Genomic DNA, 11651 nt, shown 5'->3' on the forward strand with positions numbered 1-11651 from the left:
GGCGGGCGGGGCCGATCATGATTCGGCGATACTGGCGTGCGTGAGCATGACCGACGCGGCGCTGGCCGCCGACTTGGCCGAGGAGGCCGGCCGGCTGCTGCTGTCGGTACGCGAGGAGGTCGGCTTCGACTTCCCACCCGCTCTCGGCGACGCCGGTGACGTGCGGGCCAACGCCCTGATCCTGCGCAGGCTGCGGGACGAACGACCCGGTGACGCGGTGCTCTCCGAGGAAGCGCACGACGACCTCAAACGGCTGCGCGCCGACCGGGTGTGGATCATCGATCCGCTGGACGGCACGCGGGAGTTCTCCATGCCCCGCCGGCCGGACTGGGCGGTGCACGTGGCCCTGTGGCAGCGCACCGGCCCCGGTGAGTTCGAGGGCACGATCACCGACGCGGCCGTGGCCTTACCGGCGATGGGGGAGGTGCACCGCTCCGACACCGTCGCCGCGCCGCCGCCGTCGCGACCGGGGCCGATCCGGATCACAGCCAGCGCCAATCGGCCGCCGGCGGTGCTGTGGCGGTTGCGTGACCGCCTGGATATGGAGTTCGTCCGGATAGGTTCGGCCGGCGCGAAGGCGATGGCGGTGGTCCGCGGCGACGCGGACGCCTACATCCATGCCGGCGGCCAGTGGGAGTGGGATTCGGCCGCTCCGGCAGGGGTGCTGCAGGCCGCCGGGCTGCACGCCACCCGGATCGACGGGTCTCCGCTGCGCTACAACCAACCGGACCCGTACCTGCCGGATCTGCTGATGTGCAGGCCCGAGGTCGCCGACCTATTGCTCGACGCAATGTGGCTGGCCAGCTGAGCTGCCGACCGCGGTGCGGGAATTAGCCCGCGGTCGGCGTTGTTCGGTCAGTGACGAGTATGTCGGTCCCCTCACCACCCGGAGCGCAGTGAACAGCGAACCCCCTAGAGTCGTGGCCATGCAATCGTGGCCGGGCGTCGACATCCCGCAGCTGCCCGGACGTGGGCCGGCGTTGCGGCTCTATGACACCGCTGACGGCCAGGTCCGGCCCACCGCACCGGGCCCCACGGCCACCATGTACGTCTGCGGAATCACGCCGTATGACGCCACCCACCTCGGGCACGCGGCCACGTATCTGACGTTCGACCTGGTGTACCGGGTGTGGCTCGACAACGGACACCAGGTGCATTACGTGCAGAACATCACCGACGTCGACGATCCCCTGTTCGAGCGGGCCAACCGCGACGGCCTGGACTGGCGTGAGCTCGGTGCTCGCGAGACCCAGCTGTTCCGGGAGGACATGACCGCGCTGCGGGTGTTGCCGCCGCGCGATTACGTCGCCGCCACCGACGCCATCGGCGAGGTGGTGGAGCTGGTCGAGAAGATGCTGGCCTCCGGTGCGGCCTACATCGTCGACGACGCCGATTACCCCGACATCTACTACCGCACCGACGCGACCGCGCAGTTCGGCTACGAGTCCGGCTACGACCGCGACACTATGGCGCGCCTATTTGCCGAGCGCGGCGGCGACCCGGACCGCCGCGGCAAGGCCGACCCGCTCGATGCGTTGCTGTGGCGCGCGCAACGCCCCGATGAACCGAGCTGGCCGACCCCGTTCGGTCCGGGCCGGCCCGGGTGGCACGTCGAGTGTTCCGCAATCGCGTTGAGCCGCATCGGTTTCGGCTTCGACATTCAGGGTGGTGGCAGCGACCTGATCTTCCCGCACCACGAATTCTCGGCCGCGCACGCCGAATGCGTCACTGGTGAGCGCCGCTTCGCCCGGCACTACGTGCACGCGGGCATGATCGGCTGGGACGGCCACAAGATGTCCAAGAGCCGCGGCAACCTGGTGCTGGTGTCCGGATTGCGGGCCCAGGGGGTCGATCCGGCCGCCATCCGGCTGGGTCTGCTGGCCGGGCACTACCGCAGCGATCGGTTCTGGAGCGACGCAGTGCTCGACGAGGCCAATCACAGGCTGCACCGGTGGCGCAGTGCCGCCGCTCTGCCGGCGGGTCCCGACGCGGCCGACGTCATCGGGCGGTTGCGCCAGTATCTGGCCGATGACCTCGACACCCCCAAAGCGCTTGCCGCGCTGGACGGTTGGACGACCGATGCGCTGACCTACGGCGGTCACGACCAGGCCGCACCTGCTGCGGTGGCGGCCGCGGTCGACGCGCTGCTGGGTGTGCGGCTCTAGGCGAGCCCACCGGGCCGTGCCGCTGGAGTAGCTTGGCCGCCATGAGTTCCGTCAACGACAAAGTCGTCTTCATCACCGGCGGCGCCCGCGGCGTCGGCGCCGACGTCGCGCGCCGCCTGCGCCGTAAGAACGCCAAGCTGGTGCTCACCGACATCGACGCCGAGCCGCTGGCCGCACTGGCCGCCGAACTCGGCGAGAGCCACGTCCTGGCCGCCGTCGCCGACGTGCGCGATCTCGCGGCGATGCAGGCGGTGGCGGCCTCCGCTGTGCAGCGCTTCGGGGGAATCGACGCGGTCATGGCCAACGCGGGCATCGCAACCTACGGTTCGGTACTGCAGGTCGACCCGGAGGCGTTCAAACGGCTGATGGACATCAACGTCCTCGGCGTCTTCCACACTGTGCGAGCCACCCTGCCCTCGATCATCGAACGGCGCGGCTATGTGCTGATCGTCTCGTCCTTCGCGGCCTACAGCGCGGCGCCCGGACTCGCGCCGTACCACGCCTCGAAAGCCGCGGTGGAGCACTTCGCAAACGCGCTGCGTCTCGAAGTCGCCCATCATGGCGTCGACGTCGGCTCGGCGCACATGTCGTGGATCGACACCCCAATGGTGCGCGACGCCAAGAGCGACCTGTCGAGCTTCGCCGAGATGCTCGCCAAGCTGCCCAATCCGTTGGGCAAGACCACCAGCGTCGACAAGTGCGGTCAGGCCTTCGTCAGAGGCATCGAGCACCGCGCCCGGCGGGTCAACGTGCCGGGCTGGGTCGGCGCCTTCCGCTGGCTGCGCCCGGTGCTGTCGACGCCGCTGGGGGAGCGCCCCATCAACGCGCTGACACCGAGCATCCTGCCCAAGATGGACGCCGAGGTGGCCGCCCTGGGCCGCTCGACCAGCTCCCGGCTGGAGCAGCTCGAGAGCAGCTGAGCCGGGTGGCTACAGGACGACGGTTCCGTAATCGGCGACCTGGGTGCTGAGGAATCGGAGTTGGTCGGTTGCCGAGCCGAGGGTCTGGTCGATGGCCGTCAGCCGGGCCGCGTAGTGGGCCACCGGATACTCCGCGGTGACACCGATGCCGCCGTGCATCTGGATGGATTCCTGGGCGATGTGGCGTCCGGACCGGCCGATCTGCAGCTTGGAACGCGCGGCGACGACGGGATCCAGCCGGCCGTCGGTGATGCACATCGCCGCGTAGTAGTTCATGCTGCGGGCCAGCTCCAGCGACACGTACATGTCGGCCGCCCGCTGGGTGAGCGTCTGGAACGTCTTGAGCGGCACGCCGAACTGCTTGCGGCTCTTCAGATAATCGGTGGTCAGGCGCAGCGATTCCTCCATGGCGCCCACGGCTTCCGCGCACAGTGCCGAGGAATACCGGATCAATGCGGCGTGGATGTGTTCACTGACGTCGCCGCCGTCGCCGAGCTGTTGGGCCGGTGCGCCGTCGAACTCGATCTCAGCACCGCGCTGCCCGTCGAAGGTCCGGTAGGGATGTCGCGTCACGGCTGCGGCGTCGACGAGGAACAGACCAACCCCGCTGTCGGGGAGCGCCGCGGTGACCACCAGGATGTCGGCGGAGTCACCGGCCAGTACCGGGTTCTTTCGCCCGCTGATGCTCCACGAGTCACCGGATTTCGTTGCTCGGGTGGACAATTCGTCCATGCCCCGCAGGCCCTTCTCGGTATGCGCCAGGGCGAGCAGGCGGTCGCCGGCGGCGACGTCCTCCAGTAGCGCGCGCTGCTTCTCGTCGCCGAGTTCGGCGATGATCCCGCCGGGGATCAGCGCGGCCGCGGCCACCGGCTCCGGTGCCAGGCGACGGCCGATCTCGGTCATGACGATCATGATCTCGATCTGGCCGGACTCCTCGGGCTCGAATCCGAGCCCCAGGATGCCGATCTCGGCGAGCTGGCGCCACACCTCACGGCTGAAGCCCGGCCCGGAATCGATTGGGGCGTCGACGATCTTGTTGCGCTTCTCGGTGTCATAGCTGCGCGAGAACACCTCACGCGCGGTGTCGGCCAGCAGCTGCTGCTCTTCGGTTAGGTCAAAGTTCATGGCCGGCCCTCTCCGTAGTCAATGTCAGAGTCCCAGGATCGTCGAGGAGATGATGGTGCGCTGGACCTCGTTGCTGCCGCCGTAGATCGAGGTCTTGCGGTAGTTGAGGTACTTGGCGGCCGAATGCTGTGCCCACTGCGGGGATTCGATCGCGGCGCCGCCGTCGAACGGCAGCGCATCCGGCCCGGCGACCTCGACGAGGAGTTCGGTGACGGCCTGCTGCAGCTGGCTGCCGCGTAGCTTGAGGATCGACGACGCGGGGTTGGGCTTGCCGGTGCCCTCGTCGCCACTGACCCGCAGCTGGGTGAGTTCCAGTGCCAGCAGTTCGTTCTCGATCTCGGCGACCTTGGCGCCGAACAACGCGTCCTCGAGCAGGCTCCGGCCGCCGACCCGGGTCTGCGCGGCGCGCTCCTTGACTTCGGCGACCCACACCTTGATGGTGCCGACCCGCGCGATACCGTTGCGTTCGTTGGACAGCAGGAACTTGGCGTAGCTCCAGCCCTGGTTCTCCTCGCCGACGAGCTGGTCGACAGGTACCCGGACGTCTTCGAAGAACACCTCGTTGACCTCGTAGCTGCCGTCGATCAGTTTGATCGGCCGCAGGGTGATGCCTGGGGTGTTCATCTCGACGAGGATGAACGAGATGCCGGCCTGCTTCTTCGGCGCATCCGGGTTGGTGCGCGCGAGCACGAAGATCCAGTCGGCGTACTGACCCAGTGTGGTCCAGGTCTTCTGGCCGTTGATGATGTACTCGTCGCCGTCGCGTACCGCGACGGTGCGCAGGCTGGCCAGGTCCGAGCCCGCCTCGGGCTCGGAGAATCCCTGGCACCACCAGATGTCGAGGTTGGCCGTGGGCGGCAGGAAGCGCTCCTTGAGCTCCTGCGAGCCGAACTGGGCGATCACCGGACCGACCATGCTGGCGTTGAAGGCCAGCGGCTCCGGCACGCACGCCAGCCGCATCTCGTCGGCCCAGATCTGGCGCTGCAGCGGCGTCCAGTCCTTGCCGCCCCACTCGACGGGCCAGTTGGGGACGCCGAGGCCGGCCTTGTTCAGGATCCGCTGGGTCGTGATCGCGTCCTCCGGGTAGTTCAGGCTCTCGGTGCGGGCCCGTTCCCGGATCTCGGCGGGGATCTGGGTGGTGAAGAACTCGCGCAACTCGTCGCGGAACTTCGCGTCCTCGTCGCTCAGTGCCAATTTCACGAGCGCAACCTCAATTCGTTGTTACTCGACGATATCCACTGCACGTTATCGCAGCCCTACCAACCAGTCGGCAGGACCACCCCGATGAGGCCCGCGGCCCGCGCGGCGCGGGTGCCCGCTATTGTCAGGGCAGTCATACAGGGCTATCGCCCTACTAGTTGTGGTGAAGGGAGTCATCGGTGACCTCACCAGCGGCGGAACGCGGGCGCGAGGTACGTCAGCGGCTGCTCGCGGCGGCCGCCGTGCTGATCGGCGAACGCGGCTGGACAGCGGTGAGCACCCGCACGCTGGCCCAACGCGCCAACGTCACCCCGTCGGTCGTGCACTATCACTACCCCTCGGTGCAGGCTCTGCTGCGGGAAGCGGCCGTCACCGGCATGCGTGCGGTGGTCGCGGAGCTCGACACGTTTCTGGACGGTGCCGACGCCGCCGGAGACCTGGTCGAGGCGATGGTGGCGTCGGTGGCGTCGTATTCCGGTGCCGATCCGGCGTCGATGCTGTTCATCGAGGCATACCTGGCCGCCACCAGGGACGAGGTACTGCGCGAGCAGATCGCCGATGTGCTGCGCGGCCTGCGAGTCAACCTCGCTCGGCGGTTGGCGGATCGTGGGGTTGCAGATCCGGACGGCACCGCAGCGGTGTTGTTGGCCGCACTCGACGGTGTGCTGCTGCATCGGGGCCTCGGCAGCGGGATGGGCGGCGAGGCAGTCGCGATCACCCTGCGTCGGCTGGTCACCTGAAGAACTTCGGCAATGAGGCGAGCAGTTCGCCACCGCACGTTAGGAGATCACGTGAGTCAATGGAATCCGGGACGGCTGGTCCGCGCGTTGTTCCGCGCGCCAACCTGGCTCTACGACCATCGGCTGGGCTGGCTGCTCACCGGTCGACTGCTCTGTTTGACCCATGTCGGCCGGAAGTCGGGCCGGCACTACAAGACGGTGCTCGAAGTCGTCGGTAGACGCGGCGATGAGGTGTACGTCGTCGCCGGGTTCGGCCCATCGTCAGACTGGTATCGCAACATCCAGGCCAACCCGCCGGTCGAGGTCTCCAGCGGGCGGCGTCGGTTCACGCCGTCGTGGCGGCAACTGGATGCCGCCGAGGCAGCCACCGTGATCGCCGACTACGAGCGACGCAACGTGCTGATGACGCCGCTGGTGCGCTTGGGGCTGTCCAGACTCGTGGGCTGGCGCTACGACGGCACACCGGGGGCGCGGGACCGGCTGGTCGGGCAGCTTCCGCTGCTCGGGTTCCGGCCGGCCTGACGGTTCAGCCCCGGAAGCCGGGACCGCGCCTGCGCAGGTACCGCTCAAACTCGGCCGCCAGCGCGTCGCCGTCCACCTTCGACAGGGCCTCGTTCATGTCGACGTCGGCGTCACCCCGCTGCTCCAGGGAGGCCACGTATTCGGCGATCTCCTCGTCCTCGGCGGTCATCTCGGTGACCGCCTGCTCCCACTCCTCGGCCTGGATGGGCAGGTCGGCCAGCGGCACCTCGATATCGAGCACGTCCTCGACGCGACGCAGCAGCGCAACTGTGGCCTTTGGATTGGGCGGCTGTGACACGTAGTGCGGAACCGCGGCCCAGAACGTCACTGCGGGGATGCCGGCCGCCACACAGGCGTCCTGGAACACCCCGGCGATACCGGTCGGACCTTCGTAGCGAGTTTCCTCAAGGCCGAAGAACTTCGCCGAATCGGGGGAGTAGGCCGCACCCGACACGGGGACGGGCCGGGTGTGCGGCGTGTCGGCCAGCAGGGCCCCGAGGATCACGACGGTGTCCACGTTCAGCTTGTCGGCGATCGCCAGCAGCTCGGCGCAGAACGTGCGCCACCGCATGTTGGGCTCCACCCCGTGCATCAGCACGATGTCGCTGTTCGACCCCGGTGGCCGGCAGTGCGATATCCGCATCGACGGCCACACCAGTTCGCGGGTCACCCCGTCGACCTGCCGGATCACCGGACGGTTCACCTGGTAGTCGTAGTAGGCCTCGTCGTCGATCTCGATGAGCGTGTCGGCTTCCCAGATTGCATCCAGGTGCTCGAGAGCGTCACTGGCGGCGTCACCGGCGTCGTTCCACCCCTCGAAGGCCGCGACAATGATGGTGTTCTGCAATTCGGGCAGGTCCGGGCCTTTCGCGCCGCTGAAGTTCGACGGGGTCACGAGTTCAGCGTAAGGGGTGATCGGCTGCGGTGAGCCTTCTCGGAGCGACTGCTCCGCCGTGGGACCGGTGCCGACGAGGGCGGCGACAACACCGACGACGAAATACCTTCGCCTGAAAACTGGTTAACCTGAGTAACTATGGCGATGCCGGCCCGACGCGCCAACCGAGACGGATCGAGTTGAGCTGGGCGTCCAGCCGTCGGGCGACGACGTAGACTTTTCACCGTCGAGAGGCGTTGCAACGGTTCTCCGGCCCACGCCGGTGACCGCCACGCTCGGCAGAGTCAAGGACGCCTTCCGTAACGGAAGGAGCGTACGTGGACGCGACCACGGCGAGCGAAGCAACGGGAAATCGTTTCGAACCGAGCATCCGCCCCGACTGCACCGACGAACTCACCGCCGCGCTGCGCGAACGGATCGTGGTGATCGACGGCGCGATGGGAACGGCGATCCAGCGGGACCGGCCGGATGAGGCCGGCTACCGCGGTGAGCGGTTCAAGGATTGGCCGAGCGACCTGGTGGGCAACAACGATCTGCTCACGCTGACCCAGCCGCACATCATCGAAGGCATCCACCGGGAGTATCTCGAGGCGGGTGCGGACATCCTGGAGACCAACACCTTCAACGCGAACGCGGTCTCGCTGTCCGATTACGGCATGGCCGAGCTGAGTTACGAGTTGAACTACGCCGGCGCTGCCCTGGCCCGCAAGGCGTGCGACGAGTTCAGCACTCCGGACAAGCCCCGCTACGTCGCCGGAGCACTGGGCCCGACGACGCGGACCGCATCGATCTCGCCGGACGTCAATGATCCGGGTGCCCGCAACGTGTCCTACGACCAACTGGTCGCCGCCTACCTCGATGCCGCCAGCGGTCTGGTCGACGGTGGTGCCGACCTGCTCATCGTCGAGACGATCTTCGACACGCTCAACGCCAAGGCCGCGATCTTCGCCATCGAGACGCTGTTCGAGGACCGGGGCCGCCGCTGGCCGGTGATCATCTCGGGCACCATCACCGACGCTTCCGGGCGCACATTGTCCGGACAGGTCACCGAGGCGTTCTGGAACTCGATCCGGCACGCCAAGCCGCTGGCGGTCGGTCTCAACTGCGCCCTCGGCGCACCGGAGATGCGGCCGTATCTCGCCGAGGTTTCCCGCATTGCGGACACCTTCGTCTCCTGCTACCCGAATGCCGGCCTGCCCAACGCGTTCGGCGAGTACGACGAGTCCCCGAAGCGTCAGGCCGGATACGTCGAGGAATTCGCCGACGCCGGTCTGGTCAACATGGTCGGTGGCTGCTGCGGAACGACACCGGCGCACATCGCCGAGATCGCCAAGGTCGTCGAGGGCAAGCCGCCGCGGCCGGTGCCGCAGATCCCGGTGGCCACCCGGCTCGCCGGTCTGGAGCCGCTCAACATCACCGACGACTCCCTGTTCGTGAACATCGGCGAGCGCACCAACATCACCGGCTCCGCACGTTTCCGCAACCTGATCAAGGCCGAGGACTACGACACCGCCCTGTCGGTCGCGCTGCAGCAGGTCGAAGTCGGTGCACAGGTCATCGACATCAACATGGACGAAGGCATGATCGACGGCGTCGCCGCGATGGACCGGTTCACCAAGCTGATCGCGGCCGAGCCCGACATCAGCCGCGTTCCGGTGATGATCGACTCTTCCAAATGGGAGGTCATCGAGGCTGGCCTGAAGAACGTGCAGGGCAAGCCGATCGTCAACTCGATCTCCATGAAGGAAGGCGAGGAGAAGTTCATCCGCGAGGCCCGACAGTGCCGCAAGTACGGCGCCGCCGTCGTCGTGATGGCCTTCGACGAGCAGGGGCAGGCCGACAACCTTCAGCGCCGCAAGGAGATCTGTGGGCGGGCCTACCGGATCCTCACCGAGGAGGTCGGTTTCCCGGCCGAAGACATCATCTTCGACCCCAACTGCTTCGCGTTGGCGACAGGCATCGAGGAGCACGCGACCTACGGCATCGACTTCATCGAGGCCTGCGCCTGGATCAAGGAGAACCTGCCCGGCGTACACATCTCGGGCGGCATCTCGAATGTGTCGTTCTCGTTTCGGGGCAACAACCCGGTCCGCGAGGCGATCCACGCGGTGTTCCTGTTCCACGCCATCAAGGCCGGCCTGGACATGGGCATCGTCAACGCCGGCGCGCTGGTGCCCTACGACTCGATCGACCCCGAATTGCGGGACCGTATCGAAGATGTCGTGCTGAACCGTCGCCCGGATGCCGCCGAGCGCCTGCTGGAGATCGCCGAGCGATTCAACCAGTCGGAGAAGACAGAAGATCCGGCCGCGGCCGAGTGGCGCAGTCTTCCGGTCCGCGAGCGGATCACGCACGCCTTGGTCAAGGGCATCGACGCCCACGTCGACGCCGACACCGAGGAATTGCGGGCCGAGATCGCCGCCGGGGGCGGGCGCCCGATCGAGGTGATCGAAGGTCCGCTGATGGACGGCATGAACGTCGTCGGTGACCTCTTCGGTGCGGGCAAGATGTTCCTGCCGCAGGTGGTGAAGTCGGCCCGGGTGATGAAGAAGGCCGTCGCGTACCTGCTGCCCTACATCGAGGCGGAGAAGGCCGAGAACGGCACCACCGCCGCGAAGGACACCAACGGCACGATCATCATGGCGACGGTCAAGGGCGACGTCCACGACATCGGCAAGAACATCGTCGGAGTTGTCCTGCAGTGCAACAACTTCGAAGTGATCGATCTCGGTGTGATGGTGCCCGCGAGCAAGATCCTGGACGCGGCCAAAGAGCACAATGCCGACATCATCGGGCTGTCCGGCCTGATCACCCCGTCGCTGGACGAGATGGTCAACTTCGCCGCCGAGATGGAACGCGAGGGCCTGCAGATCCCCCTGCTGATCGGTGGGGCGACGACCTCGCGCGCCCACACGGCGGTCAAGGTTGCGCCACGCCGCAGCGGTCCGGTGGTCTGGGTCAAGGACGCCTCCCGCTCGGTGCCGGTCGCCGCGGCGCTGCTCGACGACAAGCAGCGCCCGGCCTTGCTGGAGGCCACCGAGAAGGACTACGCCTCGCTTCGGGAACGGCACGCGCAGAAGAATGAGCGGCCGATGCTCACATTGGAGAAGGCGCGCGCCAACCGGACGCCGATCGAGTGGTCCGGCTACACGCCGCCGGTGCCCGCCCAAGGGCTCGGGGTGCGGGAGTTTTTGGACTACGACCTGGCCGAATTGCGCGAGTACATCGACTGGCAACCGTTCTTCAATGCCTGGGAGATGAAGGGGCGCTTCCCCGACATCCTCAACAACCCGGTCTCGGGCGAGACGGCCCGCAAGTTGTACGACGACGCCCAGGAGATGCTCGACACCCTGATCAAGGAGAAGTGGCTGACCGCCAACGGGGTGATCGGGTTCTTCCCCGCGAACGCAGTCGGCGACGATATCGAGGTCTACACCGACGACACCCGCACCGAGGTGCTGACCACCTTGCACAACCTGCGCCAGCAGGGCGAGCACCGCGATGGCATCCCGAACCGGTCGCTGGGTGACTTCGTCGCGCCCAGGGAAACGGGCCTGCGGGATTACGTCGGCGCGTTCGCCGTCACCACGGGGCTCGGTAGCCACGTCAAGATCGCTGAGTTCAAGGCAGCCAACGATGACTACAGCGCGATCCTGCTGGAGTCGCTCGCCGACCGGCTGGCCGAGGCGTTCGCCGAACGGATGCACCAGCGGGTCCGCAAGGAGTTCTGGGGATATCAGCCCGACGAACAGCTGGACAACACCGCGCTGATCGAGGAGAAGTACGTCGGAATCCGTCCTGCCCCCGGCTACCCGGCGTGCCCGGAGCACACCGAGAAGGCGACGCTCTGGACCTTGATGGAGGTTCAAGAACGGACCGGCATCGAGCTCACCGAGTCGATGGCGATGTGGCCCGGCGCCGCCGTCAGCGGCTGGTATTTCTCGCACCCGCAGTCGCAGTACTTCGTGGTGGGCCGGTTAGCGCAGGACCAGGTCGCCGACTACGCCAGGCGTAAGGGCTGGACGCTGCCCGAAGCTGAGCGCTGGCTTGCGCCCAACCTCGGCTACAACCCGGAGGACTGAGC

Annotated in this window: 9 protein-coding genes; 6 read left to right on the plus strand and 3 right to left on the minus strand. The window is 67.4% G+C overall.

From position 1 onward, the window contains the following. Positions 1-40 precede the first annotated feature (40 nt). The 3 genes from ACXDF8_RS21420 to ACXDF8_RS21430 all read left to right on the plus strand — a co-directional run bounded on the left by ACXDF8_RS21420 (position 41) and on the right by ACXDF8_RS21430 (position 3085). The gene (locus tag ACXDF8_RS21420) at positions 41-808 is read left to right on the plus strand and encodes a 3'(2'),5'-bisphosphate nucleotidase CysQ (protein ID WP_457225290.1); all 768 of its coding nucleotides are present in this window, start codon (positions 41-43) and stop codon (positions 806-808) included. Positions 809-926: 118 nt separating this feature from the next. Beyond that, the gene (gene mshC, locus ACXDF8_RS21425; RefSeq protein ID WP_457225291.1) at positions 927-2165 is read left to right on the plus strand and encodes a cysteine--1-D-myo-inosityl 2-amino-2-deoxy-alpha-D-glucopyranoside ligase; all 1239 of its coding nucleotides are present in this window, start codon (positions 927-929) and stop codon (positions 2163-2165) included. A 41-nt stretch (positions 2166-2206) separates the two neighbouring features. Next, entirely contained in the window at positions 2207-3085 is an 879-nt protein-coding gene (locus ACXDF8_RS21430) for an SDR family oxidoreductase (RefSeq protein WP_457225292.1), read from the plus strand. Between the two features lie 9 nt (positions 3086-3094). Here ACXDF8_RS21430 and ACXDF8_RS21435 read toward each other — a convergent pair whose 3' ends face one another. Together ACXDF8_RS21435 and ACXDF8_RS21440 are read right to left on the minus strand one after the other, a co-directional pair. Then, positions 3095-4210, minus strand: coding sequence for an acyl-CoA dehydrogenase family protein (locus tag ACXDF8_RS21435; RefSeq protein ID WP_457225293.1), 1116 nt, complete (start codon positions 4208-4210; stop codon positions 3095-3097). Positions 4211-4234: 24 nt separating this feature from the next. Further along, positions 4235-5410 (minus strand): acyl-CoA dehydrogenase family protein, encoded by a 1176-nt coding sequence (locus tag ACXDF8_RS21440; protein WP_457225294.1) that lies wholly within the window; start codon positions 5408-5410, stop codon positions 4235-4237. Positions 5411-5589: 179 nt separating this feature from the next. Between ACXDF8_RS21440 and ACXDF8_RS21445 the strand changes: the two genes are divergently transcribed. Together ACXDF8_RS21445 and ACXDF8_RS21450 are read left to right on the plus strand one after the other, a co-directional pair. Next, positions 5590-6150, plus strand: coding sequence for a TetR/AcrR family transcriptional regulator (locus tag ACXDF8_RS21445; protein ID WP_457225295.1), 561 nt, complete (start codon positions 5590-5592; stop codon positions 6148-6150). Positions 6151-6201: 51 nt separating this feature from the next. Further along, positions 6202-6672, plus strand: coding sequence for a nitroreductase family deazaflavin-dependent oxidoreductase (locus tag ACXDF8_RS21450; RefSeq protein WP_457225296.1), 471 nt, complete (start codon positions 6202-6204; stop codon positions 6670-6672). 4 nt (positions 6673-6676) lie between these two features. On the opposite strand, the gene ACXDF8_RS21455 is transcribed toward ACXDF8_RS21450, so the two are convergent. Then, the gene (locus ACXDF8_RS21455; protein ID WP_457225297.1) at positions 6677-7567 is read right to left on the minus strand and encodes a PAC2 family protein; all 891 of its coding nucleotides are present in this window, start codon (positions 7565-7567) and stop codon (positions 6677-6679) included. Positions 7568-8004: 437 nt separating this feature from the next. Here ACXDF8_RS21455 and metH point away from each other — a divergent pair, with 437 nt between their 5' ends. Next, positions 8005-11649, plus strand: a complete 3645-nt coding sequence (metH, locus tag ACXDF8_RS21460) for a methionine synthase (protein ID WP_457225384.1) — start codon at positions 8005-8007, stop codon at positions 11647-11649. Positions 11650-11651 lie beyond the last annotated feature (2 nt).

This window comes from Mycolicibacterium sp. CBM1 (assembly GCF_054073305.1).